This is a genomic window from Nocardia sp. NPDC052566 (assembly GCF_044547285.1).
GTDB lineage: Bacteria > Actinomycetota > Actinomycetes > Mycobacteriales > Mycobacteriaceae > Nocardia.
In genome coordinates, this window is sequence record NZ_JBIUAF010000004.1 from 240,640 (window position 1) to 266,223 (window position 25,584).

The window sequence follows — 25,584 nt, forward strand, 5'->3', positions numbered from 1 at the left end:
CCAGTCTCGCACGGAGCCAACCGATGTGGTCGACCAGGGCGGATTCAGCTCGCGATCTCGCGGTTCTCGACCGCGTGTAGTCGGCGGAACTTGCTGCCGTGGAAGACGAGCGGATCGACGTCGGCACGGGTGGCCAGGCGATGGATGCGCAGGATGACCACCGTGTGATCGCCCGCGGGCACCCGCGCCTCCGGCACGCCCTCGATCCAGGCCGACGCACCGTCGACGAATACCGCGTCGCCATGGCCGCGATGCAAGTCGACTCCGGCGAAGCGATCGCCGTCGCGGGTGCCGAGCGCGCGGGCGGCATCCTGCTGATCGGTGCCGAGCAGGCTCAACCCGAGATGGGTGGCCGCCTCGAGCTTCGGCCACGTCGAGGAGCTGTTCTGCACACAGAACGAGACGAGCGGCGGGTCGAGTGACACCGGAACGAAGGTGCTCACCGCGAGACCATATGGCGTGCCGTCGATTTCGGCGCAGACCGCGACGACACCGCTGGGGAAATTGGCAAAGGCGCGGCGCAATCCGCTGCCGTCGGCCGGAAATTCGAAGAGCTCATGCATGATCGACCACCTCCAGCGCCTGTGCCACCGGACGCCAGCGTTCAGCGTACCGATCGATCACGCCATCGTCTTGAAACGTGCTGTCCGACAGGTAAAGACCTGGCAGCGCGGCGGTGGCGCCGAGTTCGACGAGTACGGGTTTGAGCAGCAGATCCGGTGCGAGCGCGTGTGCGGGGCCCGCGCCGAGCATCACCGGAACGGCGAGTACATCGGCCAATCCGGTTGCGCCGTCGAACTGTTCGAGGAACAGCTTGAGCAGTCCGGTGTAGGTGGCCTTGAAGGTCGGGCTGGCGAACACCACGAGCGAGGACTCGCGCACCGCGCGGACCGCGGCGCCGACGTCGGGATCACCCCAGCCGAGCAGGGCGGGACCGAAGGAGACGAGGTCGATCACCGCCGGTTCGGCATCGGGTCGCAGCGCCTTGGCGACCAATGTGGCCGCGGTCAGCGTGCGGGAAGCGGGTTTCGGATTGCCGACGACGACGGTCACTGTCATATTCGTATCCCTCTTCGCTGGCGGCGGTGCGGCGAGGCACCCGGCACATCAACCAGTTCACCATCGAAACCGGCACGGGGCGAGGGTTTGAATCCGGGCGATCGGATAGTCGCCGCGGCGGTGTTTGTCGGTGCCGCGCGCTACCGTCACGATATGGCTGGATCGCGGTACTCGTTCACGGCGGAGGTGTGGGAACACTCCGGCGGCTCCTGGCATTTCGTCTCGCTACCGGAGGAGATCGCCGACGATATCGAGGAGAAGTACGCGCATCGCGCGGGTGGCTGGGGTTCGGTGCGCGTGGACGTGACCATCGGGGCGAGCCAGTGGTCGACCTCGCTGTTCCCGGACAAATCGCAGGCCACCTACATCTTGCCGGTGAAGAAGTCGGTGCGCACCGCGGAGGATCTGGTGGCGGGCGCACCGGCGAAGGTCGAACTCGTCGTCGCGATCTGACGGCGGGCAACGCCGCGGCGCTGCCTGCCGGTCGATGCCTCCGATCAGCGCGGTGCGCCCGCGATGCACTCGGTGACAATCTTGTTGGTGGCGGCGCGCGCCTTCTCCGCGTCCTCCTTGCTCATGCCGAGCGTATCCCGGTCGGCGACCTTGCCATCGAATTCGTTGCCGATCATGGCGCGCAGTCCGTCCTGCGAAATACCCTGGTCCACATAGATTTTCGCCGCACAATCGGCGAACTTCTTGTCTTGCAGCCCCTTGGTCTGTAGCGACTTCGCGAGGTCGGCCTGGGTCACGGCGGGCGGCGCCGCTTCTTTGCCGCTACCGCATGCCGCGAGCGCGGGCAGCGCGACGAGTGCCGCGGTGATCAGGAAGATCCGCACCTGACTCCTCTTCTCGTAGTCGACCAGACAGCCACCGATGGGCGCCGCACACGATAATGCCGCACACCGCCGACCATCGACAGATCGCACCGTTTTACCAGCGAAGGGAGTGAAAAACGCGTCAACGCACCATGTTCGACCGAGTCAGAGATCCATCGCGGCGCGCAGCGCGGTGTCCAGGCGATCGAGCGCCTCGGGTTCCATCTCGTCGACCCGGTGGGCGAGCCAGTCGCGATAGATGCGCCCGATATTGCCCGCATGCACCCAGCCGTGGCCGACGACCGGCACCGCGAGGATGTCGCGCGGGTTCTCGTCCATCACCTCGGCCGCGATCAACCAGGGACGTGGCGATTCGTTGATGCCGTCACTGCTGATGAGCACGATCGTGCGCCGCCGCGGCGAGCCATGAGGGTGATAGATCCACAGTTCACCCCTGCGCACGCATCGCCTCCTCGGCGGCGGCCAGCTCGGCCTCGTCCGCCGCGGCCAGTGCCGTCACATCCATAATCGGGCCGACGCCAGTGCGCACCGCCTCACGACGGGCGGCCTTCGATATCCACGCCGAGGGCGACATACCCGCGCGGGCCGCGGCCTGTTCGGCGAAGGACCAGGCGGCCTCGTCCAGCGAAAGGGTGACCTTACGCGTTGCCATACCTTTTATCGTACCCATGTCCCGCGACCCGGGCACCTGGACGAGATATCGACCTCGCAACTGAGGTCAGGTGACTGCTGTTACGGTTGGCGCACCGCGCGGTCAGCAACATGCCCACTACAAGAGGGGATGCTGCTGATACAAAGGGTGTGCACGTTGGGCCGAGGTTGGGATGGCGAACATGGCGGCGTTGAACCAGTACCGGACCGGCTCCGGAGAACCCCTCGTGCTGATACACGGGATCGGCAGCCGCTGGCAGGTGTGGCAGCCGCTGTTCCCCGCGCTCGCCGAATCCTTCGAGGTGATCGCCATCGATCTCCCTGGTTTCGGCGGCTCCGATCCGCTACCGCGCACCACGGTCGATACCCTCACCGACGCGGTCGCCGATTTCCTCGCCGCCCAAGGCCTCGAGCGGCCACACGTGGCGGGCAATTCGATGGGCGGCCTGATCACGCTGAACCTCGCCGCGCGCGGCTTGGCCCGCACGGCCACCGCGTACTCACCGATCGGCTTCTGGGACAAGCCCGGTCGCATCTGGTGCCAGCAGTCCCTCGGCAAGGCTCGCACCCTTGCCAGCACCCTGCGCCCCGCGCTGCCGACGATCCTCGGCACCTCGGCGGGCCGAACCGCCTTCCTGAGCCTAGTGTTCGGCAAGGCCTGGTCGGTGACCCCGCAGATCGCCGTCGACACCGCCACCGGCGCCGTCGACGCGCCCGGCTTCGACGACGCACTGGCTTCCTTCGCCGACGCGAAGCTCCACGAAACCACTGCTCTCGCAAGTACACCCACCACTATCGCGTGGGGAAACCGCGACATCCTGCTCACCTACGCCACCCAAAGCCGCCGCGCCCGAACGGTTCTCCCGAAGGCCAACCACATCACCTTGCACGGCAGCGGCCACACACCGTTCTACGACGACCCCGCCGCGTGCGCGCGAGTGCTCCTCGATCTGCTCCCCTGATCGAGAGGCACCACAGCCGCACGCCTTCAGTATTCGCGCGCGTGTCGGCCCGGCACGTCGGCGTGCGGGAAACAAAGGGTGTGCGGCTGCGCTTCCGCGCCGAAGCGGCTAACGGGGTGGGGCGGTGAGGGTATCCGGCGGTTGGGTGCCGAGCAGGATGCGGACGGCGTTTCGCCAGCGGTGCTGCAGGATTCGGTTGCGGTCGACATCGCCGGTGAGCAGCGCGCGCAGGGCGAGGCCGGTCATGATGTCGATGGTGAATTCGGTGATGGTCGGCACGCGCGGGTCGTCGGGGAACTCGGTGCGGAAGACGTCACGGATGCCGGTGTGCATCAGCTCGAACATTCGCTGCTCGAGCGGCAGCAGTGCGGCGAGGAGATCGGGATCGGTGCGTGCGCCGACCCACATCTCCAGTGCGGCAAGGAATGACGGGCCGCTGAGCATCCGCATCGTCAGTTCGACGGCGGTCTCCAAGCGGTCCGCCTGCGCCGGGATCGCCTCGAATTCCTGTGCCAGTTCCGCCGATCGGCGCGCGGCGATATGTTCGACGGCGCCGGCCAGCAGATCGGCCTTGGTCGGGAAGTGATGCTGGAGGGTGCCGCGCGGCACACCCGCCCGCTTCTGCACCGCCAGCGTGGTCGTGCCGGCGAAGCCCACCTCGAGCAGGCTGTCCACGGCCGCGTCCAGCAGACGGGTGCGCATGCGACCGCGGCGCTGCGCCTGCGTCTCCCGGACGCGGACCGTCACGGCGTCAGCGCCCCTGCCACACCGGCTCGCGCTTCTGCGCGAAAGCCAGCGCCCCCTCGGCGGCGTCCTTGGAAAACAGTGCGGGCAAAGCGATCTCACCCTGCTTGGCGAAACCCTCCGCGACGGTCCAGTCGGGCGATTCGTCGATGATCCGCTTGCTCGCGGCCACCGAAAGCGGTGCGGCGGAGGCGATCTCGGCGGCCAGCGCCAGGGCGCCCGCCAACGCCTCGCCCGGTTCGGTGATCCGGTTGACCAGGCCGAGCTGGTAGAGCCGCTCGGCGCCGATCCGCCCACCGGTGAGCGCGAGCTCGGCGGCGATCGGCCGCGGCAGCCGCTGCGTCAGCCGCAGCACACCACCGCCCGCGGCGACCAGCCCGCGCCGCACCTCGGGAATCCCGAACTGCACATTGCTCGCCGCGACGATCAGATCACCGGACAGCGCCAATTCGAAGCCACCGGCCAGCGCGAAACCCTCCACCGCCGAAATCATCGGCTTCGCCGGGGGTTTCGCGGCGATACCGAGCGGCCCACGCCGCTGCGTCATCGGCATCTCCCCCTTCGACGCGGCAACGAGATCCATGCCCGCACTGAAGGTTCCACCCGCACCGGTGAGCACGAGCACCCGCGCCGCCGCATCCGTCTCGAACTCGTCGACGGCGGCCTCGATGGCCTGTGCGGCAGCCAGATTGATGGCATTGCGCGCCTCGGGCCGATTGATCGTCAGCACGGTGATCGCATCGCGCTTTTCCACCAGCACCAGCTCGGTCATCGAATTTCCTCTCGATAGGTCGCCACCCCGCCCCGGCGGTCACCGAGATCCGAGCGGTGGCGCGAACAGCAGTCCTCTCGGCACCTGCCGCGCACCAGGAAGTGCGCTGCGAATGTACCGAATGCCGGGTTAGGACACCGGGTTTCACCCTTCACGGAAGACAGGCCGAATCGGCTGCTCATCGGGCGGGCCGGTCGGCGTGCAGGGTCAGGGTGCCTGGGGCGGTGATCTCGGCACTGGTGCCGATCGGGTCGGCGTCGACGAAGGTCGTGATGGTTTCGAGGTCGGATACTCGGAGCAGGGTGCGTGCGCCGGTGGGATCGAGCCCACTGACAACCACCGCTTCGGGTTCGTCGGCGTGGTCCGGCGCGGGGCCCTTGCGGTAGACCACGGTGTAGGCCTCGACGGTTACCGCGCCGGTGTAGCCGGGGGCGGTGACGCGGCGGGCGGCGGGCACCTCGGCCTCGACGGCACGGAACAGTCGCGCCGGCGGTTTTCCCGAGTAGACGCCTACGCCGTGCTTGGTGATGTACCAGCCGAGAGCTGTTGCCAGACCGTAGGATTCGGCGTCCTCGCGCAGCAGCCCGGCGAGGGTCGCGATGGCGTGGGTGGTGTAGTTGTTGCCGGGGCCGCCCGCGAAGCTGAGCCCGCCGGTGAGCGAGAGCGGCCGGGCGGGATCGTCGATCGGCAGTCCGAGCGCCTCGGCCGCCACCTGCACCGCGACCGGAAAGCAGGAGTACAGGTCGATATGCGCGACGTCGTCGATGCCGATCCCCGCCGCGCCGAGCGCCGCCCGCCCGGCCGCGGCGATGGCGGGTGAGGCCGCCATATCCGCGCGCTCGGTGACGAACCATTCGTCGGTGGCGGTCGCGCCACCGTGTGGGAAGACCCACTTCTCCCGCGGCACACCCGCCGCATCGGCGGCGGCCGCGCTGCAAAGCACAAGTCCCGCACCGAGATCCACCGACAGGTTGGCGACGAGCAGCTTCGGATACGGCGTCGACACCATCCGGTTCGCCGCCGACGGCGTCACCAGATCCGCGACAGAACGCGCAACGGGCTGCCACGCGTAGGGATTTCGCGCGGCGACCGCCGAAAGCCGGGACCACAGCCCGCCGATCCGCTCCCGATGCGCGGCCTCGGACAATCCGAGCCGCCCGCGCAGCGCGGATTCCATCAGCGCGTAGAAGTACACCGGCCCCCACATCCCGGCCGCGGTCTCCATCTCCGAATTCGGCCCGCGATCCGATCCGATGATCTCGCTCGGCGCCACACCCTCGGATTGTTCGGGCCAGTCCAACGTCGCACCGGTCCGCGTGGCCACATTCCACGACGCCACCGATTCGGCGCCCGCGAGCAGCGCGACCTCGCACCGCCCGTCGGCGATCGCCTGCGCGACCGTGTTGACCATCCGCTGCGGTGCGTCACCGCCGAATCGCGCCGATTGCAGTGTGCGCTTCGGGCTCGCACCGAGTTCGGCGGCGACGAGCGCGCCGAGGTCGCCGTACGGCCTGCTCACCGGCGCGATACCGGCGACGAGATCGGCCGAGCGCAGCAGCCGGTCGCCGCTGCCACTGTCGGCGCCCGCGCGGCGCAGGGATTCGGCGGCGAGTTGGACGGGACCGGGAAGTCCCGGTTCACCCGTGCGATGCACAACCTGCCCGGCACCGACGAGCACCGGCGTTCGCGGATCCATTCCTGCTGGCAGCATGCGTTCCTCCGTCCGAGGCCCGCTCGCGGGACCGCGCCTCTGCACCCCGAGTTACCGTCAGAATTGACGGTAACTTGCACCGATTAGAGCAGAGCGCCGCCCACCGAGCAATGGGTCACGCGTCCCCGCGAAACCGAACAATTCACCCGAATGCCGAGCAGACACTGCCGTCTACCATGCGTGAGACCAAGGGGCGCACCGGCAAACCACTGGTTCGCACACCGAGATCGACGGCTCGGAAGCGCAGAAGTTCGTCGACGACACCGAAAGCCGCAGAGCCGGTGCATTCGAACGCTGCGTGAGCCACGAATCCGCAGCTCATGGATCATTTTCGCGATTAGCTTGACCTTGCCCCTAGGTCAAGGTTTGACGATAGTTCACATGAACAGCAACGCACTGCACACCATCGAAGCCCAGATCCGCGAGCAGGCCGCCGCCTACTGCGCTGCCAATAACGTCCCCGGATTCGTCGCGGGCGTCTACCACGCAGGCGAGCAGATCGTCGTCGCTCACGGCACCGCGAATGTCGCCACCGGCGCGCCGATGCTCGAAGACACCGGTTTCCTCTTCGGTTCGGTCACCAAGGTCATGACGACCACGCTGGTCCTGCAGCAGGTCGAGCGCGGGCTCCTCGATCTCGACGCCCCGGTGGTGCGATACCTTCCCGAATTCGCGCTGACCGTGCCGGGCGCGGCGGCTGAAATCCTTGTCCGGCACCTGATTTCGCACACGAACGGCATCGATGCCGACCTATACTTCCCGGATGCCGAGGGCCGCGACGCCCTGGCGACCTACATCGATGGCCTCGCGGGCAGCTGCGGCATCCTGTTCGAACCCGGTGAGCAGCTCAGCTACTCCAACGGCGGCATGATCGTCGCGGGCCGCCTGCTCGAAGTGGTGACCGGCCTGCCGTTCCCCGCCCTGCTCGAACGCGATATCTACGCACCGGTCGGCATGCGGAACTCCAGCACTTCGGCCGAGCAGGCCATCCTGCGCAGCACCGCGATCGGCCACTTCAACAACCTCGAGACCATGGCGGCCGAGCCCACCGGCATGTTCACGCTGCCCGACACCTGGGGTCCGGCGGGCGGCACGCCGATCGGCACCATCGCTGATCTGCTCACCTTCGGACGCACACACCTCGCTGGTGGCGTGTCCCCCTCCGGCGCACGTGTCCTCTCCCCCGAGTCGACCGCGCTGATGCGGCAGGTCGCCTTCGATATGGACAGCCCGAATGTTCCGCCGATCGGCCTGGGCTGGGTGCTGTATCCGTTCGGCGATACGACCGTCCTCGCCATGTCGGGCGCGTCGCCCGGCGGCGTATCCCTCCTGTGCGTCGTGCCCGAATACGACCTGGTCTTCACCGCCTTCGGCAACACCTCGGGAGCGATCATGCTCCAGGACCAGATCCTGCGGTGGCTGCTGAGCGAACATCTCAACGTTCGAATCCCCACGCTGATCACCGAATTCGAGCAGGACGTCGACCTGACTCCCTACGTCGGCACGTACCGTTCCGATCAGCTCCGCATCGATGTCAGCATCGTCGACGGCCAGCTCGAGGAGCGGATGACCTACGAACCGGCGGACGAGTCGCAGGAGCGGATCTTCACCGAGTTCGCGGGCGGCGCGACCTCCGCGCCACCGCAGCGCTACGTAGCGATCCGGCCCGGCCTCTTCGCACCCGCCGGGTATCCGCTGGAGATGTTCGACGGATACCTGCGCCTACTGCTGGTTTCCTACCACGACCTGCGCGATGGCCAGGCGCGCTTCCGCAACGGCGGCGGCCGGCTGACCAGGCGGGCCTGACCGTTTCGGCCGACCGGCGAGTGGAAGGATGGCCGCCATGATCACGATCGGCAAGCTCGCGGAATACGCCGGAGTGACCATCAAAGCCGTCCGCCACTATCACCAGCGCGGCCTGCTCGCCGAGCCCGACCGCGACTCGTCCGGCTACCGGCGCTACACGGCCCAGGACGCCATCGACCTCATCAAGATCAGAACCCTGGCCGAGGCGGGCGTGCCACTGGCCCGCATCAAGGACCTCATCGACGCCGACCAGGACACGCTCGCGACCGCCATCACCGAGATCGACCGCGACCTCAGGGACCGCATCGCGCGGCTGCGGCAGACCCGCGGTCAACTCACCCAATTGCGCGGCGGCGACCGGCTTTTCGTCTCTCCGGAAGTCGCCGACTATCTCGACGGGCTGCGCGAGCTCGGTATCAGCGAGCGCCATATCCGCATGGAACGCGACGGCTGGATCCTCATGCAGACCGTCTCCCCCGAGGACGCCGCCGTGTGGATCACCGAAAAGTGTGAGCTCATCACGAATCCCGAGTTCCGCGCCCTCATCCTCGAACACGACGCCGCCTACGACTGGTCGCCGGACGATCCACGCCTGCCCGCCCTCGCGGACCGCACCCGTAACTGGTTCGCCAACCGGCGCAGCCGATCCGAAGCCAACCCTGTCCACAATGCGGCCGTCGCCCGGCTGGCGGCGCAGTCCCAGCCCGGAGCGTCGTCCCCGGCATGGGATCGCCTCGCCCAGCTCATGCAGGGCTAGCGTCGCCATCCAGTCGGTTCCACAGAACTGACTCGCGGGTAAGATTTGTGGATGGGCACCAATATCGCGCTGCGGTTCGACGGCAACCGCGCCTACGTCACCCTCGACCGGCCGGATAAGCACAACGGTCTCACCATCGAGATGCTCGGCGATCTCGTCGACACGGCGCACACCATCGCGGGCCGCAAGGACGTGCGCGCGGTCATCCTGTCCGGCAACGGGCCGAGCTTCAGCAGCGGCCTCGACGTCGCCAAGACCACCGGCGATCCGCTCGGCATCGTGCGCAGCTTCCTGCCGCTGCCGTGGCGGGGCACCAACACCTTCCAGGAGGCCTGCTGGGCGTGGCGCAGGCTGCCGGTGCCGGTGATCGCCGCGGTGCACGGCCGCTGCTTCGGTGGCGGGCTACAGATCGCGCTGGCCGCCGACGTCCGCTTCGCCACACCGGACGCCGAATTCTCGGTGATGGAGGTCAAACACGGGCTGGTGCCGGATATGACCGGTGCGGCGACGCTGTCCCGGCTCATCGGGGCCGACAAGGCGCTGCTGCTCGCGATGACCGCGGATACCGTCGACGCCGCGTACGCCGAGCGCATCGGCCTGATCACCGAGGTGACCGCGGATCCGATCGCGGCCGCGGAGAAGCTCGCCGACCGTATCGCGGTGCGCTCACCGCATGCCGTCGCCGGGGCGAAGCGACTTTTCGAACGCTCCTGGCACGCCTCGGCGCGACGCACCTTCGGCATCGAGCGGGCCACCCAACTCCCGCTGATCATCCGGCTCGCCACCCAGGGCAACAAATCAGCTAAACAGCAATAACTTCCGCAGAAAATTCCGCAGGTAAGGTCCGCAAGCCACCAATTCTCCCGTCATGGCTGTTAGCATGTCCAGCGATTTGCCAGCCAGTCGAAATGTAGTGCGAAACACACTGCGGATGGTCTGTGTATCGCGCTCCCTTCGGCGAGAAACGGGAGGGCTCACAGACTTTGACCAAGACCGCATCGATCCTGCTTTCCGCACTCGCAGGCGCCTCGGCCTTGCTCCTAGCTGCAACAACACCGGCCACCGCGAACCCGAACGCCATCAATCCGATCCCGGTGCTCAACGGCACCACCGGCCTGCCCAACCTGGTCGGCCGCTCCAGGGCGGTCTTCCAGGTGACCGGGATGGCGAGCCCGAACAACACCCAGACCTACAACGTCCTCGGCACCGACCTGGGCATCATGTGGGACAACGGGGCAGGCGAAATGCTCACCGCCTTCGGTGACAGCGCGGGCCTCGGCTTCCCCAACCTGCTCGCGGGCAGCACCTGGGCATGGCGTAGCAACATTCTGGTACGCAGCCACACCCAGAATCCGGCCAACGGCATCTACTTCGACAGCGTGGTGCGCGACATCTTCGGGCAGGCGCGCGACCTGATCCCGAGCCCGAAGATCCCGTTCATCGAGATCAGCCGCATCCCGACCGCGGGCATCGCGGTCAACGGCGTGCAGTACATGAGCCTGATGTCGGTGAAGAGCTGGGACAACGTCGGGCAGTGGACCACCAACTACTCCGGGCTCGCCGCCTCCGCCGACAACGGCGAAACCTGGGCCGATCTGGCCTTCACCCGGCGGCCGAACGACGGCGCGAACGGCAACTTCCAGATGAACGCCTTCCTGAAGGACGGCGGGTTCGTCTACGAGTACGGCACCGAATCCGGCCGCAACAACCCCGCTTTCGTCGCGCGGGTGCGCGAGAACGACATCCAGAATCTCGGCGAATACGAGTACTGGATGGGCGACAAATGGTCGCGCAAGGGCGATGTGAACGCCGCGGCGCCGGTGATGCACGGCGTCGGCGAGCTGTCGGTGATGTACAACAACTACCTCGGGCAGTACATCGCGCTCACCACCGATCCGTTCAATTCGGTGGTCATGCGCCGCTCCCCCTCACCCACCGGGCCGTGGAGCGAGCCGGAGGTGCTGATCGATACGCGCGAACTGCCCACCGCGTACGCGCCGTCGATCTTCCCGTACCAGACCGGCCGCGAACTGTACTTCATGACGACGGTGCACACGCAGTACAACGTGGTGCTGATGCGGACGACGCTGTAGCCGCTGACCTGTTTCAGCGGTCAGGCCTGCTGAACGGACAGTTTTCGGCGCTATCGGCGAGTTTCGGGCCGATAGCGCCGATAGCTGTCCGCGCAGCCGAGCCCACGGCAGTGAGCCGATACGGCACGACCCTGCAATTGGCGTCTTGTAACGCCCGTAAGTTGCTTTCCGACAGTAACTTTGGCCGCCCCGGTCGGGGCGGCAGATCCACCCGTTCGGTTACAGGGAGAAGTTACTGACATGGCACATCGCTTGTCGCGCAACTCGATTCGTACCATCTTCGGCACCGTCGCGGTCGGCGCGGCCCTCGTCGTCGGCGGCGCTACCGCCTCGGCGGCACCGTTGACCCTCGACCCCGCACCGGCGACCGCGCCGGCCGCGACCTCCCAGGCCGTGGCCGATGGCACCGGCTCCGCCTCCGGGTCCGCGCGCCCCGGATCGATCTTCTGCTGGCTGCTGAACCCCAGCCCTGCCTGCCAGATCTGAGTGCACGCAAGATCTGATCGCTAGTGCCAAACAGTGGCGGAATCGGCTTTTTCGGGGAGATGATCGCGATTCCGTCACTACGGGGAACGTTGCACAACGGGCAGCGCTTGACCTGAACAATGGTTGATGTACGAGGCTGTGGGGCGCACACATCGTCGAGCGCTTCAGGAGTAACCGTGACAACTACCTCCGCACCGAGCTTCACCAGCGAATCGACCGACGCCGCGGAATTGCGGGAATGGTTGCGGGCCAACGCACATCCCGTGATCGACACCGCCTCCGACGCCACAGGGACAGACCTCACCCCACTGACCGATCGGCTCGCCTCCGCGACCGTGATCGGACTCGGCGAATCGACTCGATTCGCACAGCAGACCTTCGGCATCCGCGAGCGCGTTTTTCGCGCGCTGGTGATCGAGCACGGCTTCCGCGCGCTGGCGGTGCAGGACGGTGCGCGGCCGGGCGCCCGTCTCGACGAATATGTCCGCACCGGTGCGGGCGATCCCGAAGCGGTGCTCGCCGGCGCGTGGCGGCCATGGCGGACAACCGAAATGGCCGGTGCGCTGCGCTGGATCCGCGCGTTCAACGAGGCCAACCCGGACGATCAGATCCGGATCTTCGGCATCCAACCGCCGCGCGCCGAACCCGCCGACTACGACGCGGTACTTGAACAGGTCAGCCTGATCGCGCCGGAACAGTTGGCGGCGTTGACGATTCACCTGACGCCCATCCGCACCGCACACCAGGTCGACGAACACGTCCAGCGCCACCAGGGCATCCACCCCGGCCGACCGTTCGCCGAGCACGCGCGCGACGCACTCGCCCTGCTCGAAGCGCTGCCCGCGACACCCGAGCGCGACATCGCACTCACCCACGCGCGCCTCATCGCCGACTTCCACGAACACAGCGTCGCGGGCACCGGCAGCTTCGCCACGGACGAAATACGTTCGGCCGCGGCCATTGTCGAATGGCACCGCAAGACCGGCGCGAAGATCGCCTACTGGGACGGAATAGCCCACACCTCGGCACTCGCCCTCGGCACCGGCGCCGCCGAAGACTCCGACTTCCGCGGCGCGGGCAGCTACCTGCGCACCCACTTCGGCCCCGAATACATCTCCGTGGCAATCGGTTTCCACCACGGCGACCTTGGCATGGCAACCGCCCCCGACCCGGCCCCCGAACTGATCGATGCTGCTCTCGGCGAAGTGGACCTCCCCGCCTTCACCATCGATCTCCACACCGCCGCACCGCCTTCCGTCGACCGCTGGCGCCGCACCCCCGCCAAAGCCCGCACCATCAGCGGCGTCTACGACCCCGCCAAGGACGCCACCGCCAACCTGACCGTCCCCACCCTCGCCGCCGCCTTCGACCACCTCATCCACATCCGCGAGGTAACCCCGGTCCACTGGCTCCCCGAGGCCTCTATATAACGACCCGAGGCAGTTACAGGCCCCGAGGCAGTACGGCGGGCCCGCCACCGACCGGAGCACCCGCCGCGCAGGCGATAGCGGCGCGCAATCACCATGGCGACGCGCAGCGAATGCCACCGTATTCGCAGCGCGGCGACGCAATCAGCACACGCCACCACACTCCGTGCGCGGCAGCACTATCAGCGCGGCCCCGGACCGACGGCAGTACGGCGGCCCCGCCGCCGACCGGAGCACCCGCGCCGCGCGGGCGATAGTGGCACGCGATCAACATGGAGCCGCGCAGCGAATGCCGCCGCATTCGCAGCGCGGCGACGCAATCAGCACACGCCACCACACTCCGTGCGCGGCGGCGCGATCGCAGCGCGGCGGCGCAATCGGTGCGCGGCGGCGCAATCGGTGCGCGGCGGCGCAATCGGTGCGCGGCGGGGCAATCGGTGCGGGCCTCGGCGGGTAGTGGTCGGCGAGCGCAGTCGAATGGCCGCTGGTTGCGGCGTGTCGCTGGGCCATTCGACTGCGTTCGGCGGGGGCAGGCACCGGGGGGCGGGCTCGGGGGTGGTCAATAGACTCGCTGGCATGGACGCGGCGGAGTGGGACGAGCGGTATTCGCGGAGTGAGCTGGTCTGGGGTGCGCCGCCGAACAGCACCGTGGTGGAGCATGTGTACGGGCTGGAGCGGCGGAGTCCGCTCGGGGCGGGCGGGCCGGATGGCGAACGACCCGAACTGCCGCGCGCGCTCGATCTCGCCTGCGGCGAAGGTCGCAATGCGCTGTGGCTGGCCACGCACGGCTGGCAGGTGCATGCCGTCGACTACTCCCAGGTGGGTATCGATAAGGGCCGCACGGTCGCGACCCGCCTGTCCCGGTCGGTGCGCAGTCGTATCACCTGGCAGTGCGCCGATGTCACCGAACTCGACGAGACCGTCACCGGCCCGTACGAACTGGTCCTGATGGTCTTCCTGCACCTACCCACCGACCAGCGCCGCGCCGTCGTCCGCAAGGCGGCCGAACTGCTCGCCCCGGAAGGCACCCTGCTGGTCCTCGGCCACGACACCACCAACTTCACCGACGGCTTCGGCGGCCCCAAAGACCCGTCCGTCCTCTTCACCCCCGACGACATCATCGCCGACCTCGGCCCCCTCGCCGCCGCCAATCGCATCAGCATCCGCCTCGCCGACCGCGTCCTGCGCCCCACCGAGGAGCGCGACGCCATCGACGCCCTCGTCATCGCCACCCGCCCCCCAGCACCGGAGCTACCCGCCTGATCATCGGGCGGAATCTCGACACAATCGACGTCTTTCCGACGCACCTCGGATAGCCACTCGAGCAATGGCTTCGGCAGCGGCGGCGCTGATTCCACCCCTCATGCCGAATGCGGATCGGGGCGGACACGTGCTGCCAGGGCTCGCACAAAGGCGAGCGAAACGGCCGCTGACCGCATGTTCCCTTGCTAGGTTGAGGTGCACTGCGTCCGGCGGTGCCACAGCTAAGGCCGACGTCATTCCTGTTGGCGGGTCGGCCAATTGGAGATTTCGTCATGCACATCCGTTCCGCCGCAGCAGCATTCGGCATCGCGGCGGTGATCGCCATGATCGCAGCGCCTTTCGGGGCAGGCCAAGCCGCCGCGGTCACGCCGTTCCTGGTCGATCCGGCGAGCGGCCTCTACGTCGTCGAGCTCGACCACTCGGAGACGGTCGCGCTGCGCAATTCACCGCTCCCCCGGATGCTTGATCCGCTCTGGCGCGGCTACGGGTCGGCCATCATCGTTCCTGACGACAGCGCCCCCGGAATTCGCACCGACTTCTCGACCGCGGTCAACTGGTCGGCCGACAGCACGGACGGGAAGATCTTCGTCGGCTTCGTTCCCCCATCCATCGGCGGCCCCGGTCTCGCGGCTATGGGACTCGCGAGCCAGGCGGGGAGTTGATCCGAGTCGACAACGGCGCACCACGCGCCCGAGGCGACCGTTCTCGACCAGGACGCTAGGCAGTCCAGCGTTCGAGCCAGGGGGTCACGGTGTCGGCGATGAGGTCGAAGCCGGTGCGGAAGGAGTGGGGCTGGCCCGGGATGACGCGCACTTCGGCGGCGTCGGCGGGGTCGGGGATGCCGAATGGGTCGCTGGCTCCGTTGATGACGACGACCTCGATATCGCCGGGAGCCAGGAGCTCGTCGCGGCGGGTCTTTTCCGGCTTGCCGGGTGGATGTAAAGGAAAGGACAGCGCGATCACCCCGCGTGCCTCGGCCGCGATGGCGGTGCGGCAGGCGACGCGAGCGCCGTTGCTGCGCCCGCCTTGGATCAGCGGAATCTTCGTGAACCGCTTGTGCAGATCGGCCACGATCTCGAGCCAGGCTTCGTCCTGCTTGATCGCCGACCCGGGCGCGCGGCGGCCGGCAACTCGGTAGGGCTGGGTCACCCGCGCGACCGCGCCGCCGAGCTCGACCGCCGTATCGCGCACCGTCAGTAGATCTTTCGCGTCGACCCCACCACCGGATCCGTGGGTCAGCAGCAACAGAAAGGCAGCCTTGCGAGGCTTGTCGAGCTCGATCTCCGCGGGTCCAGCGCTCGTCTCGATTCGCACACCTCACCGTAACCCGTCCGCTCACCAGAGAGCGGTCACACGCTGCTGATTCCGGATATCGTCGCAGGTCACCAAGGCCCTTGCGGCCGCGAGTCATGGCCAATTCCCAGCTACCGAAAAGCTCACCGCGCGGACGCCATTCGTGTGCGGCCCGATTTGCCGGTTTTCGCAGGTCATCGACACTATTGCGAATCCGCGGCGCCGCAACCGGCGCGCGACACGGCGGGCGCCGATGTTCGTCGCGTCACATTGCCCGTCAGACGCTTGGCCGAGTCCATTACCCGCCGGTAATATGGCAGCTAAGTTACCCGCGAGTAGCATGCGCAAAACAGCTCGCGCTATCCGGAGGCGACAACGGGCGGGAACGGCAAACCACCGACCGCACCAACTCAACGGAGAGTGAGTACCGACATGGGTCATTACAAGAGCAACGTCCGCGACCTGGAGTTCAACCTCTTCGAGGTCCTGGGCCTTGGTTCCATCCTCGACAGCGGCGCCTACGGCGACCTCGATGCGGACACCGTCAAGGAGATGCTCAACGAGGTGCGTCGCCTGGCCGAGGGTCCGCTCGGCGAGTCCTTCGCCGACGCCGACCGCAACCCGCCGGTCTTCGACCCCGCGACCCATACGGTCTCGCTGCCCGAGTCGTTCAAGAAGTCCTACCGCACCCTTCAGGAGGGCGGCTGGGACAAGCTGGGTATCGCCGAGGAGCTCGGCGGCCTGCCGGTTCCGCGTGCCGCCTACTGGGCCATCGCCGAACTGATCCTCGGTGCGCAGCCTGCCGCGTTCATGTACGCCGCGGGCGCGGGCTTCGCCAACATCTTCTACAACAACGGCACCGATGAGCAGAAGAAGTGGGCTCAGATCGCGGCCGAGCAGAACTGGGGCGCCACCATGGTGCTCACCGAGCCGGATGCCGGTTCGGATGTCGGCGCCGGTCGCACCAAGGCGGTCAAGCAGGAAGACGGCACCTGGCACATCGAGGGCGTGAAGCGCTTCATCACCTCGGCCGACGCCGACGACCTGTTCCCGAACATCATGCACCTGGTACTGGCCCGCCCCGAGGGCGCAGGCCCCGGCACCAAGGGTCTTTCGCTGTTCTTCGTGCCGAAGTTCCACTTCGATCACGAGACCGGCGAGCTGGGCGAGCGCAACGGCGCCTTCGTCACCAACGTCGAGCACAAGATGGGCCTGAAGGTCTCGGCCACCTGTGAGGTCACCTTCGGCGGCCACGGCATCCCGGCCAAGGGCTGGCTCGTCGGCGAGGTGCACAACGGCATCGCGCAGATGTTCGAGGTCATCGAGCACGCGCGAATGATGGTGGGCACCAAGGCCATCGCCACCCTGTCGACCGGTTACCTGAACGCGCGTGACTACGCCAAGGACCGGGTCCAGGGCGCCGACCTGACCCAGATGACCGACAAGAACGCCCCGCGCGTCACCATCACCCACCACCCGGACGTGCGTCGTTCGCTGGCCACCCAGAAGGCGTACGCCGAGGGCCTGCGCGCGGTGTACCTCTACACCGCCGCCCACCAGAACGCCGATGTGGCGCAGCAGGTTTCGGGCGCGGACGCCGATGTGGCCGCGCGGGTCAACGATCTGCTGCTGCCGATCGTCAAGGGTGTCGGTTCCGAGAAGGCCTACCAGTACCTGACCGAATCGCTGCAGACCTTCGGTGGCTCCGGCTTCCTGCAGGACTACCCGATCGAGCAGTACATCCGCGACGCGAAGATCGACTCGCTGTACGAGGGCACCACCGCCATCCAGGCGCAGGACTTCTTCTTCCGCAAGATCGCCCGTGACCGCGGCGTCGCGCTGGCCCACGTGGCCGGCCAGGTGCAGAAGTTCATCGAGTCGGAGGCGGGCAACGGTCGCCTCAAGGGTGAGCGCAAGCTGCTCGCCACCGCGCTCGAGGATGTGCAGAGCATGGCCGCCACCCTGACCACCCACCTGATGGGTGCGCAGGCGGATCCGAAGGAGCTGTACAAGGTCGGCCTCGGCTCGGTGCGCTTCCTGCTCTCGGTCGGCGACCTGCTCATCGGCTGGCAGCTGCTGCGCGGCGCCGAAGTCGCCATCGCGGCGCTGGACAACGGCGCCACCGGCGCCGACGAGGCGTTCTACAACGGCAAGGTCGCGGTCGCGCAGTTCTTCGCCCGCAACATCCTGCCGGAGCTGACCGCCACCCGCGCCATCCTGTCGAACCTGGACAACGACATCATGGAGCTGGACGAAGCCGCGTTCTGATGCGGTAGCGCCACAACGTAATACGCCAGGAAGCGGCCCGGAGCGATCCGGGCCGCTTCCTGGTTTTCGTGATCAGGAAACGGGTTTCGCCTGCGGGGCCCGCAGATGCGCGGCCGAACCCACTGCGTCCGCACTCAATTCGTTCACGACGACGAGGTTTCCGCCGCACCGCTTCGCGTGATACATCGCCGCGTCGGCACATTGCAGCAGATATTCGAAGGTGGATGTGCCCCCGTCCGCGATCGCGACGCCGATGCTGGCGGTGATGCCGATCGGTTCATCCGATTCGGCGATCGCCCGGCGGAATTGCTCCGCCTCGACGCGCGCGGACCGCGCGGTCATGCGTCCGACGATCAAGAACTCCTCGCCGCCGATGCGCGCCACCACCGCGCACGGTTCGGCCGCCGACCGCAATCGCTGCGCGATACGGACCAGGACCTCGTCGCCGACGCGGTGGCCGAAGGTGTCGTTGACCGTCTTGAATCGGTCGAGGTCGACGCTGATCACGCCGATCGCACCGGGGCCGTCGAGCATTCCGGCGATCCGGTATTCCAGCCCGCGGCGATTCAGCAGCTTGGTCAACGGGTCCGACATCGTCTCGGTGCGCAGCAGCCAGTAGACGAATTGCAGCGTGGGCAGCACGACGACCACCGCGGCCACCATGATGAGCACCTCCGCGACGGCGAGCAGCAGATCCGCACCCTGCATGACCAGCAGCGCGGACAGCAGCACCACGGAGAACAGCGCCCAGCCCGCGTGCCACGCCAGCACTTTCGCGTTGTGGAAGAACGCCAGATAACCGCCGGTGACCATCAGCAGGATCAGCCCCGTCACGCCATAGCTGTGATCGTTGTTCTGCAGCACCGACGCCGTGATCGCGAGATCGGCGAGCCCGACGAGTACCAGCGATTCGCGCGCCGTCGGCCATGGGCGCAGGGCCCAGCGCAGCGCCCAGAACACCGCATAGGCGAAGACGATGTAGACGACCGTCGCGCCGATCAGCCCGCGCGGACCCGCACTGGAGAACGATGCGAGCAGTCCGATCACCGCCATGAACACCCCGCCGGAGGCCACGACCAGCTTGACGCCGCCGAGCGCCGAATTGGCGACGAGCGTGTGCACCTGCCAGCAGTAGTCGACAGGATCTTGCCACCAAGCCGTCAGCATCGTGCGGGCGTCGCTCATAGGGACCACCTAGCGCCGAGATCGGGAGAAAAGCCGTTCGCTAACGCCAAGCGCGAGACTGCGTCATTGAAATCTCACCAGGTCACAGCGTTACTGTATCGCCTGTCCAGTTCATAGCCAAGGATCCTGCTACGTGTTGTTACAGGTATCTTACGCGAGGGATCGGCAAACGGAAGGCTGGTTGGAAGTTCAACGACCACCCGAAGCGACCCAAGGGTTTTCGCCCCCCGGACAGCCATTGACTCAAGCGACACGATCAATATGATTGGCCGGGAAAGAGGGGGGATTCGATCTTGTCTGCCATCACGCGCTACCTCGGTGCGGCCATGTTCACTGTCGCGCTGTCCGTGAGCTTGCCTGGAATCGCACAGGCCGACCAGGACACCCAGGCGTTCTTGCGCGACATCGTCGACGGCCACCCGATTTTCGAGTTCGGCGTCAACAAGTCCCCGGAGACGATGCTCGCAGAGGGGTATCTGGTGTGCGCGAATCTTCAGAAGGGCACGCCCGCTGAAACCGTCGCGCGGGACTTCCAGCGCAACGCCAACACGAAGGCCCGGGGCGCGGTGCACTTCACGCTCGAGGACATGCGGCACTTCGTGAACACCGCGGCCCAGGATCTCTGCGGGCAGTAGGCCGGTTGCCGTGCCGTACTTCCCGCGGCCGGCGCGAACCTTCCACACCTCGGCGCGGGGCGGGCCGAGTAATGCGGTGGCGGGCCTCATAGTGCGAGACAGCACACCGATTCATTCAGAGCGTGCACAATTGCCCGTGATCGCGCGCCACCAGAAGGGAATGTCTGGATGAATCGTTCGCTGTCCGCCCTCGCCAGAGCCGGCGCTCTCGCCGCCGTCGCCTCGCTCGCCCTGTCCGGATCCGCTACCGCCGATCCCAACGACGTGAATCCGATTCCGGCGCTGAACGGTTCACGCGGGCTACCGCAGCTGGCCGGGCCGACGCAGGCGATCTTCCAGGTGACCGGGATGGACAGCCCGAACCGGACCGAGAACGTCAACGTGCTCGGCGCCGATCTCGGCATCATGTGGGACGACGGAAACGGCCGCATGATCACGGCTTTCGGCGACAGCGCGGGCTTCGGCATCCCGAATCTGTTCGCGGGCAGCGTCTGGGCGTGGACGAGCAACGTGCTGTTCCGCAGCAGCACCCACGATCCTTCGCGTGGCATCTTTTTCGACAGCGTCATCCCGAACCCGTTGCCGAGCCCCAAGATTCCCGGCATCGAGATCAGCTTCATCCCCACCGCGGGCATTTCCGTCGGCGGCGTGCAGTACATGAGCCTGATGTCCGTTCGTGAATGGGGTGATCCAGGCAAGTGGGACACCAACTTCTCCACCCTCGCCGCGTCCGGCGACGGCGGGCAAACCTGGGCACAATTGACCACCACCCGCCGCGCGAATGTCGACGGGTACGAGAAGTTTCAGCAGAACGCGTTCGTGAAGGACGACGGGTACGTCTATCGCTACGGCACTCCCGCAGGGCGCAATCACGACGGATTCGTCTCGCGGGTACCGGAATTCGCCATCGCGAACATCGATGCCTATCAATACTGGGACGGTCGTGAGTGGAAGCTCAATGATCCCAAGGCCGCCGCGCCGGTGGTCGGCGGCGTCGGGGAACTGTCGGTGATGTGGAACGAACATCTCGGCAAGTTCGTGATGATGACGACCGATCCGACGAATGCCGTTGTGCTGCGGACGGCTTCGGCGCCGGAGGGGCCTTGGAGCGAACCGCGCGTACTGATCGACGCGCCCTCGCTGCCGACCGCGTACGCGCCCATGATCTTTCCGTACCAGACCGGCGGGGATCTGTACTTCCTGCTCACCGTGCACAAGCAGTACAACGTCATCCTGATGCGCACCCCGCTCTGAAACGCCGAAAGCGGCCCGGATTTCTCCGGGCCGCTTCATATTCGAGCGCCGAGCCATACCGGGGAGCGCATGAACTACCAGCGCTCTCAGTGGGCTAGGGGGTGGTGGGAGCAGGCTTCGCCTTCGAGGAGCCGGTGGACAGCGCCTCGATCGCCTTCGTCAGCCCCTTGGCGGAACCGGTGCCGCCCGAGGGGTCCGGCTCGCCGGGGGCGATGATCTCCGTCGCGCTGGGGGTCTCGAGCGGGATCGTCGCGGCCGCCGCGATCCCCGAGCCCGCCATCACAATGCCTGCCGCCGCCAGGGCCACACCGAACACACGCATCTTGCTCATCTAGCTACTTCCCTTTGAAAGAAAATTCATGGCCGACAACACGTTTGAAGCCGACGACCGAATTTCTACCAGCGGGTTTCACTGTGCAACGACCCACTATTTCTGTGGGCAGCATGGTGCATCGATAGCTCTGCGATAACGAATAGCAACACCGAGAACCTTTGATGCTCTCGCATAGCTCCAGCTCTGGCACGCCCATGATTCTGCGGGCTTTCCGACCAGTTGCACATGTGCCGATCGCTCGAACCAGCAAGATCACCCCACCCCTGCGTCAACTCTATCGCGATAACCGGAAATACGCAGTGCGCGATGTGTCACCACCCGGGCGAGATGATTGAATTGGCCGCAACTTTCAGGCTATGGGGTGATCCATCTCCCACAGAAACCAAGTAACACTTTGTCAGTTGCGAACGAATACTCGCCGCGCACTCCATCGCTACGCGGTTCTCATCCGGCGGATACTCGGCAACGACCCCGCCATCCGACCAATGCCACCCGATCGAACTTGTGCATCTCCATGAAACCCCGTGATAGCAAGCCACTTCCAGTTGCCGTCGGCACCACTTCCGGTAGAGCGCTCGGCCTTCGCGTGATTCAATGACGCCATGCATGGCCCTGCCTCGGTCGGTGCGGCAGTCGACCATGTATTCGCGGTGGCGACGGCCGCCGAATCCCACACGCTGGATGGCCTGCTACAGGCGGTATCCCGGCATCGAGGGCGCCCGCTGCGAATCATCGAGAACCCGGACCTGCCCGCGGGCGTATTCGGCCATTGGATCCGCTTCACGGACCGCGACGAAGTGTCCTACGCGTCCTGGGCACAAACGCGCGACCGGACGGTGGCACACGAGCTCGGCCATATCGTGCTCGGGCATACCGGCAGTCCGGTACTCGAAGTGGCACAGTCGTTATTGCCAGCCGACATGCACGATCTGGCCGTACTTGTCCTCCAGCGCGAGTGTGGCAACTCGGCTGCCGCCGACGATGAACTCGCCGCCGAACAATTCGCGAGTCTGCTGCTGAACCGGCTGCGCAGCCTGGGTCGCGGTGCACCGCGTTTGCGCTCACGCTGGGGCGAGGCGCTCGGGTGATCGCAACGATCCTGGCGCCGCTGATGTGGCTCGCGGCGGCTACCCGCGCATGGCGCTGGTGGTGGTCGCGCAGCTGGGTGCTCGGCAGTACGACGGTCGCGTTGGCAGTCGTCGGGCTGCACCTGACGCTGAACATTCCTGCGGCCGAAGCACTCACGCAGGCCATAGAGCCGATTCCGAACTTCTCCACAGCCTTACGCATGGTGCTGTTCAACCTGATGGCGGCATCGACAGGCACACTGATGCTCGCGATCACCAATGAGCCGGCCCGCGTAGCGAAAGGCGCCCGCTGGTTGGCGGGCATCGCCGCGGCGGGCTCGGTCGCGGCATTGACGATCTTCGTCGCAACACCGCCGGTACCAAGAGCCGCAGGCGGTTTCGAATTCGATCAGGCCTACAGCCATCTGCCCGGCTACGCGGAGGCAGGCATAGCGGGTGCGCTGTTCCCTGCCCTGCTGTGCCCGGCCCTGATGGTGATCGCCTCGCGCGCAGCGGATGTGCGCACCGTGACAGGGTGGAGCCTCACGCTGCTATCCGCCGGACTCGCCGCCGCCACGACCTGGGCATGGCTGCGCCTGACCTATTTCCTCCATGTGCGATATGGCGACGCGGCACCGCACCCGGCACTGTTCGAGGCGACCCGAGCCATCGCCGCCGCAGGGGTTCTGGTGATCTTCGTGGGCATGATGCTGTCCCCCATCGTCTCCTGGGTGCGAGCACGACGTGTCATGCACGCCATCGGCCCACTGCGCGCCGAGTTGGTCACCCGCCGGCCCGAGGTCCTGCGTCCATCCCGCCGCGGCTGCAGCGCGGACGAAAAGGCAAGCGACCGAATCACCGAACTACTCGACGCGCTGAGCCTCGAAACCGCCGACTTCGACACCGCCGAATCCAGCCCGGAAGTCGCCGCCGCACTCGCGGACTGGCTCGTCCACGGCGAACGCTCGAACACCGTGCGCCGCGCCAACATTCGCACCACCGACGACCACCGCTGGGCACTCAGCCTCGCCCACGCATACCGACACAGCAAGCGAAAGGCACTGGCGTGACCGAAGCAACGGCAACGCAGCCGCGTACCGTCCAAGCATTCGCCGCCCGAGCGATCACCGAACTCGGCGCCCCCTGGATGATCAACATCATCACCTCGCTCATCGCCGGGGCCGCGATCGACGCCGTCTGGTGGGGCCTGTTCGTCGCCACCATCACCGGCATCATCCCCATGGCCGTCATCCTCACCGGCGTCAAACGCGGCATAGCCAGCGATCATCACGTCACCGAAATCGACGGCCGCCGTTGGGTAATCCCCGCCATCCTCACCATCGTCGGCCTCGGCCTAGCCATCGAAATCACCAAAGACGCACCACGCCAACTGATCGCCTGGACGATCGCCGCCCTGGTGGTCCTGATCGGCATCGGCATCATCACCGTCCTCGCCCACTGGAAGGTCAGCGTTCACACCGCAGTAGGCGCGGGCACCACCATCCTCCTAGCCCTACTCGCCTCCCCCTGGTTCCTCGCCGCTCTCCCTTTGACCGCCGTAATCGGTTGGTCCCGAGTGTGGTTGGGCGACCATACCCGCGGGCAGGTTTTCATCGGCTCCATCATCGGCCCGATCCTGGCCGCAGCGGCCTACCTACTCGCGTCCTAGGATTCTTCGGCAGATTTCTGATTGCCCGGACTACCGAGGGCAAAGACCTCGCTGTGGGCGACCTCAGGCTGGATCCGGACGGTCAGTCCTGCTGAGAACTCCGGACACCGAGATCGGATCCGCCTCCCGATGCGTACGAGGCAGCGGCACCTCGACCAACTTACCGTCGTAGATCATCCACAACCCGAAACATTCATCCTCTTCATCACGCACCAGCACCTGAACCGACTCCGGCCGAGGCCAAGCCAACGACTCCAGATGCGGAAGCAGCCCACGCCATGTGTTACGCCCGAATTGAATCACCCACGCATAACACTCCCCAGCCCCGCCGTACGTGCCCGCGAACACCGAATCATCGATCCGCGTGAAGCACTGGTGCCAGGCACGACTGTCATCAGGCTCCGTCAAGTGCTCCATCACGCCCTCAGCCTCTCGGGCAAGAACGATAACCTCAGCAAATCTGCTCATGATTCGTCCATCTTCTGCGGCAGATCGAAGCTAGTCCCACCGGTAGTAGGCCTCACCTACGGGATCCGATCTGATCTCTGACCTGCCCTTGACCGAATTGCTTTACGATCGAACGGGAAGTGGACGATTCTTCCTGTCGTCCTCGGGCAAGTTTTAAGGAGCCTCCCCTCTTTTAAGGAGCCTCTCGTCCGGACTGATGACGCGCGTGCAGATCATCAAGAATCAATTGCCAGCGACTCGACCGGTGAGCGAATGCGTAATCCGCTCGAAAATCCCAGCGGCCATCCGGGTTTTTCCGAAACCGATACACAACCTTGGTGAGCACTCTAATAGATCACAGCCATCCCTCATCCTGAGAGGATCAGGGCAGCGGTCTTACGCCGGATCTGGGGCATCGGTCCTGATCAAGACCCCGGTGACCGAGTCGTAGTACTCCTCCCGATGCGTGCGAGGCAATGGCACCTCGACCAATTTACTGTCGTAGATCATCCACAATCCGAAGCAGTCATCCTCTTCATCACGCACCAGCACCTGCACCGACTCGGGACGCGGCCAATCCAGCGACTCGAGATGAGGAAGCAACCCACCCCACGTCTTTCGCGCGAACTGAATTACCCATGCATAACACTGCCCCGAACCGCCATACGTGCCCGCGAACACCGAGTCATCGACCCGCGTAAAGCACTGATGCCACGCCCGGGCCTCATCGGGCTCCGTCAAATGTTCCATAACGTCTTCGGCATCGCGGGCAAGTACGATAACCTCAGCGAATCTGCTCACGACTCACACATCTCCTAACGTCGACCTCTGCAATATTGACAGCTTCGATCATAATTCGCAACCA

Annotated in this window: 29 protein-coding genes; 16 read left to right on the forward strand and 13 right to left on the reverse strand. The window is 66.3% G+C overall.

Annotation, left to right across the window (positions count from 1 at the left end):
• Positions 1 to 44: 44 nt before the first annotated feature.
• On the reverse strand, positions 45 to 563 hold the full coding sequence (locus tag ACIG5A_RS20820) for a flavin reductase family protein (protein WP_397242328.1): 519 nt from the start codon (positions 561 to 563) through the stop codon (positions 45 to 47).
• Positions 556 to 1,059 (reverse strand): NADPH-dependent FMN reductase, encoded by a 504-nt coding sequence (locus tag ACIG5A_RS20825; RefSeq protein WP_397242330.1) that lies wholly within the window; start codon positions 1,057 to 1,059, stop codon positions 556 to 558. Before ACIG5A_RS20825 ends, ACIG5A_RS20820 begins: the two co-directional genes overlap by 8 nt.
• Positions 1,060 to 1,212: 153 nt before the next feature.
• Here ACIG5A_RS20825 and ACIG5A_RS20830 point away from each other — a divergent pair, with 153 nt between their 5' ends.
• A complete protein-coding gene (locus ACIG5A_RS20830; protein ID WP_397242332.1) occupies positions 1,213 to 1,512 on the forward strand; it encodes a DUF1905 domain-containing protein in 300 nt (99 codons plus the stop codon).
• A gap of 44 nt (positions 1,513 to 1,556) precedes the next feature.
• Here ACIG5A_RS20830 and ACIG5A_RS20835 read toward each other — a convergent pair whose 3' ends face one another.
• The 3 genes from ACIG5A_RS20835 to ACIG5A_RS20845 form a co-directional block, all read right to left on the reverse strand.
• Positions 1,557 to 1,895: a hypothetical protein gene (locus ACIG5A_RS20835; protein WP_397242334.1), complete on the reverse strand. Its 339-nt coding sequence runs from the start codon at positions 1,893 to 1,895 to the stop codon at positions 1,557 to 1,559.
• Positions 1,896 to 2,039: 144 nt separating this feature from the next.
• Positions 2,040 to 2,336, reverse strand: coding sequence for a hypothetical protein (locus ACIG5A_RS20840; RefSeq protein WP_397242336.1), 297 nt, complete (start codon positions 2,334 to 2,336; stop codon positions 2,040 to 2,042).
• Complete coding sequence (locus ACIG5A_RS20845) at positions 2,323 to 2,547, reverse strand: hypothetical protein (protein WP_397242338.1); 225 nt, start codon at positions 2,545 to 2,547, stop codon at positions 2,323 to 2,325. Before ACIG5A_RS20845 ends, ACIG5A_RS20840 begins: the two co-directional genes overlap by 14 nt.
• A gap of 172 nt (positions 2,548 to 2,719) precedes the next feature.
• On the opposite strand from ACIG5A_RS20845, the gene ACIG5A_RS20850 reads away from it, so the two are divergent.
• A complete protein-coding gene (locus tag ACIG5A_RS20850; protein WP_397242340.1) occupies positions 2,720 to 3,508 on the forward strand; it encodes an alpha/beta fold hydrolase in 789 nt (262 codons plus the stop codon).
• A gap of 108 nt (positions 3,509 to 3,616) precedes the next feature.
• On the opposite strand, the gene ACIG5A_RS20855 is transcribed toward ACIG5A_RS20850, so the two are convergent.
• The 3 genes from ACIG5A_RS20855 to ACIG5A_RS20865 form a co-directional block, all read right to left on the reverse strand.
• Complete coding sequence (locus tag ACIG5A_RS20855; RefSeq protein WP_397242342.1) at positions 3,617 to 4,255, reverse strand: TetR/AcrR family transcriptional regulator; 639 nt, start codon at positions 4,253 to 4,255, stop codon at positions 3,617 to 3,619.
• Between the two features lie 4 nt (positions 4,256 to 4,259).
• Positions 4,260 to 5,024 carry a crotonase/enoyl-CoA hydratase family protein gene (locus ACIG5A_RS20860; protein ID WP_397242345.1) on the reverse strand — a complete coding sequence of 255 codons (765 nt, stop codon included), beginning with the start codon at positions 5,022 to 5,024 and terminating at the stop codon, positions 4,260 to 4,262.
• Between the two features lie 178 nt (positions 5,025 to 5,202).
• Positions 5,203 to 6,735 carry a thiolase C-terminal domain-containing protein gene (locus ACIG5A_RS20865; RefSeq protein ID WP_397242347.1) on the reverse strand — a complete coding sequence of 511 codons (1,533 nt, stop codon included), beginning with the start codon at positions 6,733 to 6,735 and terminating at the stop codon, positions 5,203 to 5,205.
• A gap of 381 nt (positions 6,736 to 7,116) precedes the next feature.
• Here ACIG5A_RS20865 and ACIG5A_RS20870 point away from each other — a divergent pair, with 381 nt between their 5' ends.
• The 8 genes from ACIG5A_RS20870 to ACIG5A_RS20905 all read left to right on the forward strand — a co-directional run bounded on the left by ACIG5A_RS20870 (position 7,117) and on the right by ACIG5A_RS20905 (position 15,229).
• Complete coding sequence (locus ACIG5A_RS20870) at positions 7,117 to 8,541, forward strand: serine hydrolase domain-containing protein (protein ID WP_397242349.1); 1,425 nt, start codon at positions 7,117 to 7,119, stop codon at positions 8,539 to 8,541.
• A gap of 37 nt (positions 8,542 to 8,578) precedes the next feature.
• Positions 8,579 to 9,298, forward strand: a complete 720-nt coding sequence (locus ACIG5A_RS20875; protein ID WP_397242351.1) for a MerR family transcriptional regulator — start codon at positions 8,579 to 8,581, stop codon at positions 9,296 to 9,298.
• Positions 9,299 to 9,349: 51 nt separating this feature from the next.
• On the forward strand, positions 9,350 to 10,114 hold the full coding sequence (locus ACIG5A_RS20880) for a crotonase/enoyl-CoA hydratase family protein (RefSeq protein ID WP_397242353.1): 765 nt from the start codon (positions 9,350 to 9,352) through the stop codon (positions 10,112 to 10,114).
• 167 nt (positions 10,115 to 10,281) lie between these two features.
• Positions 10,282 to 11,391, forward strand: coding sequence for a DUF4185 domain-containing protein (locus ACIG5A_RS20885; RefSeq protein ID WP_397242355.1), 1,110 nt, complete (start codon positions 10,282 to 10,284; stop codon positions 11,389 to 11,391).
• 240 nt (positions 11,392 to 11,631) lie between these two features.
• On the forward strand, positions 11,632 to 11,877 hold the full coding sequence (locus ACIG5A_RS20890; protein ID WP_397242357.1) for a hypothetical protein: 246 nt from the start codon (positions 11,632 to 11,634) through the stop codon (positions 11,875 to 11,877).
• A 176-nt stretch (positions 11,878 to 12,053) separates the two neighbouring features.
• Positions 12,054 to 13,307: an erythromycin esterase family protein gene (locus ACIG5A_RS20895; RefSeq protein WP_397242359.1), complete on the forward strand. Its 1,254-nt coding sequence runs from the start codon at positions 12,054 to 12,056 to the stop codon at positions 13,305 to 13,307.
• A gap of 573 nt (positions 13,308 to 13,880) precedes the next feature.
• Entirely contained in the window at positions 13,881 to 14,567 is a 687-nt protein-coding gene (locus ACIG5A_RS20900; protein WP_397242361.1) for a class I SAM-dependent methyltransferase, read from the forward strand.
• A 272-nt stretch (positions 14,568 to 14,839) separates the two neighbouring features.
• Positions 14,840 to 15,229, forward strand: coding sequence for a hypothetical protein (locus ACIG5A_RS20905; protein ID WP_397242363.1), 390 nt, complete (start codon positions 14,840 to 14,842; stop codon positions 15,227 to 15,229).
• Between the two features lie 55 nt (positions 15,230 to 15,284).
• Here the strand turns inward: ACIG5A_RS20905 and ACIG5A_RS20910 are convergent, their stop codons facing one another.
• The gene (locus ACIG5A_RS20910; protein WP_397242365.1) at positions 15,285 to 15,881 is read right to left on the reverse strand and encodes an alpha/beta family hydrolase; all 597 of its coding nucleotides are present in this window, start codon (positions 15,879 to 15,881) and stop codon (positions 15,285 to 15,287) included.
• 411 nt (positions 15,882 to 16,292) lie between these two features.
• On the opposite strand from ACIG5A_RS20910, the gene ACIG5A_RS20915 reads away from it, so the two are divergent.
• Positions 16,293 to 18,128 carry an acyl-CoA dehydrogenase gene (locus ACIG5A_RS20915; RefSeq protein WP_397242367.1) on the forward strand — a complete coding sequence of 612 codons (1,836 nt, stop codon included), beginning with the start codon at positions 16,293 to 16,295 and terminating at the stop codon, positions 18,126 to 18,128.
• 72 nt (positions 18,129 to 18,200) lie between these two features.
• On the opposite strand, the gene ACIG5A_RS20920 is transcribed toward ACIG5A_RS20915, so the two are convergent.
• The gene (locus ACIG5A_RS20920) at positions 18,201 to 19,313 is read right to left on the reverse strand and encodes a GGDEF domain-containing protein (RefSeq protein ID WP_397242369.1); all 1,113 of its coding nucleotides are present in this window, start codon (positions 19,311 to 19,313) and stop codon (positions 18,201 to 18,203) included.
• 326 nt (positions 19,314 to 19,639) lie between these two features.
• Here ACIG5A_RS20920 and ACIG5A_RS20925 point away from each other — a divergent pair, with 326 nt between their 5' ends.
• Entirely contained in the window at positions 19,640 to 19,948 is a 309-nt protein-coding gene (locus tag ACIG5A_RS20925; protein ID WP_397242371.1) for a DUF732 domain-containing protein, read from the forward strand.
• Positions 19,949 to 20,116: 168 nt separating this feature from the next.
• Positions 20,117 to 21,202, forward strand: a complete 1,086-nt coding sequence (locus ACIG5A_RS20930) for a DUF4185 domain-containing protein (RefSeq protein WP_397242373.1) — start codon at positions 20,117 to 20,119, stop codon at positions 21,200 to 21,202.
• Between the two features lie 94 nt (positions 21,203 to 21,296).
• Here the strand turns inward: ACIG5A_RS20930 and ACIG5A_RS20935 are convergent, their stop codons facing one another.
• Positions 21,297 to 21,533, reverse strand: a complete 237-nt coding sequence (locus tag ACIG5A_RS20935) for a hypothetical protein (RefSeq protein ID WP_397242375.1) — start codon at positions 21,531 to 21,533, stop codon at positions 21,297 to 21,299.
• Positions 21,534 to 22,138: 605 nt separating this feature from the next.
• Here ACIG5A_RS20935 and ACIG5A_RS20940 point away from each other — a divergent pair.
• Genes ACIG5A_RS20940 through ACIG5A_RS20950 form a run of 3 tightly spaced genes read left to right on the forward strand, consistent with a single transcriptional unit; the run spans position 22,139 to position 24,272 of the window.
• Positions 22,139 to 22,624: a hypothetical protein gene (locus ACIG5A_RS20940; RefSeq protein ID WP_397242377.1), complete on the forward strand. Its 486-nt coding sequence runs from the start codon at positions 22,139 to 22,141 to the stop codon at positions 22,622 to 22,624.
• Positions 22,621 to 23,673: a hypothetical protein gene (locus tag ACIG5A_RS20945; protein ID WP_397242379.1), complete on the forward strand. Its 1,053-nt coding sequence runs from the start codon at positions 22,621 to 22,623 to the stop codon at positions 23,671 to 23,673. The genes ACIG5A_RS20940 and ACIG5A_RS20945 overlap by 4 nt, the downstream gene beginning before the upstream one ends.
• On the forward strand, positions 23,670 to 24,272 hold the full coding sequence (locus ACIG5A_RS20950) for a phosphatase PAP2 family protein (RefSeq protein ID WP_397242381.1): 603 nt from the start codon (positions 23,670 to 23,672) through the stop codon (positions 24,270 to 24,272). Before ACIG5A_RS20945 ends, ACIG5A_RS20950 begins: the two co-directional genes overlap by 4 nt.
• Before the next feature lie 63 nt (positions 24,273 to 24,335).
• On the opposite strand, the gene ACIG5A_RS20955 is transcribed toward ACIG5A_RS20950, so the two are convergent.
• Both ACIG5A_RS20955 and ACIG5A_RS20960 read right to left on the reverse strand, forming a co-directional pair.
• Positions 24,336 to 24,740, reverse strand: coding sequence for a hypothetical protein (locus tag ACIG5A_RS20955; RefSeq protein WP_397242383.1), 405 nt, complete (start codon positions 24,738 to 24,740; stop codon positions 24,336 to 24,338).
• 375 nt (positions 24,741 to 25,115) lie between these two features.
• The gene (locus tag ACIG5A_RS20960) at positions 25,116 to 25,520 is read right to left on the reverse strand and encodes a hypothetical protein (protein WP_397242385.1); all 405 of its coding nucleotides are present in this window, start codon (positions 25,518 to 25,520) and stop codon (positions 25,116 to 25,118) included.
• Between the last annotated feature and the right edge of the window lie 64 nt (positions 25,521 to 25,584).

What these genes read in the sequence shown, in the direction of transcription:
- ACIG5A_RS20825 (WP_397242330.1), bottom strand. Translation starts at nt 1,059, where the DNA reads ATGACAGTGACCGTCGTCGTCGGCAATCCGAAACCCGCTTCCCGCACG.
- ACIG5A_RS20880 (WP_397242353.1), top strand. Translation starts at nt 9,350, where the DNA reads ATGGGCACCAATATCGCGCTGCGGTTCGACGGCAACCGCGCCTACGTC.
- ACIG5A_RS20870 (WP_397242349.1), top strand. Translation starts at nt 7,117, where the DNA reads ATGAACAGCAACGCACTGCACACCATCGAAGCCCAGATCCGCGAGCAG.
- ACIG5A_RS20875 (WP_397242351.1), top strand. Translation starts at nt 8,579, where the DNA reads ATGATCACGATCGGCAAGCTCGCGGAATACGCCGGAGTGACCATCAAA.
- ACIG5A_RS20830 (WP_397242332.1), top strand. Translation starts at nt 1,213, where the DNA reads ATGGCTGGATCGCGGTACTCGTTCACGGCGGAGGTGTGGGAACACTCC.
- ACIG5A_RS20935 (WP_397242375.1), bottom strand. Translation starts at nt 21,533, where the DNA reads ATGAGCAAGATGCGTGTGTTCGGTGTGGCCCTGGCGGCGGCAGGCATT.
- ACIG5A_RS20850 (WP_397242340.1), top strand. Translation starts at nt 2,720, where the DNA reads ATGGCGAACATGGCGGCGTTGAACCAGTACCGGACCGGCTCCGGAGAA.
- ACIG5A_RS20890 (WP_397242357.1), top strand. Translation starts at nt 11,632, where the DNA reads ATGGCACATCGCTTGTCGCGCAACTCGATTCGTACCATCTTCGGCACC.
- ACIG5A_RS20905 (WP_397242363.1), top strand. Translation starts at nt 14,840, where the DNA reads ATGCACATCCGTTCCGCCGCAGCAGCATTCGGCATCGCGGCGGTGATC.
- ACIG5A_RS20915 (WP_397242367.1), top strand. Translation starts at nt 16,293, where the DNA reads ATGGGTCATTACAAGAGCAACGTCCGCGACCTGGAGTTCAACCTCTTC.
- ACIG5A_RS20940 (WP_397242377.1), top strand. Translation starts at nt 22,139, where the DNA reads ATGCATGGCCCTGCCTCGGTCGGTGCGGCAGTCGACCATGTATTCGCG.
- ACIG5A_RS20845 (WP_397242338.1), bottom strand. Translation starts at nt 2,547, where the DNA reads ATGGCAACGCGTAAGGTCACCCTTTCGCTGGACGAGGCCGCCTGGTCC.
- ACIG5A_RS20925 (WP_397242371.1), top strand. Translation starts at nt 19,640, where the DNA reads ATGTTCACTGTCGCGCTGTCCGTGAGCTTGCCTGGAATCGCACAGGCC.
- ACIG5A_RS20865 (WP_397242347.1), bottom strand. Translation starts at nt 6,735, where the DNA reads ATGCTGCCAGCAGGAATGGATCCGCGAACGCCGGTGCTCGTCGGTGCC.
- ACIG5A_RS20820 (WP_397242328.1), bottom strand. Translation starts at nt 563, where the DNA reads ATGCATGAGCTCTTCGAATTTCCGGCCGACGGCAGCGGATTGCGCCGC.
- ACIG5A_RS20900 (WP_397242361.1), top strand. Translation starts at nt 13,881, where the DNA reads ATGGACGCGGCGGAGTGGGACGAGCGGTATTCGCGGAGTGAGCTGGTC.
- ACIG5A_RS20930 (WP_397242373.1), top strand. Translation starts at nt 20,117, where the DNA reads ATGAATCGTTCGCTGTCCGCCCTCGCCAGAGCCGGCGCTCTCGCCGCC.
- ACIG5A_RS20920 (WP_397242369.1), bottom strand. Translation starts at nt 19,313, where the DNA reads ATGAGCGACGCCCGCACGATGCTGACGGCTTGGTGGCAAGATCCTGTC.
- ACIG5A_RS20955 (WP_397242383.1), bottom strand. Translation starts at nt 24,740, where the DNA reads ATGAGCAGATTTGCTGAGGTTATCGTTCTTGCCCGAGAGGCTGAGGGC.
- ACIG5A_RS20860 (WP_397242345.1), bottom strand. Translation starts at nt 5,024, where the DNA reads ATGACCGAGCTGGTGCTGGTGGAAAAGCGCGATGCGATCACCGTGCTG.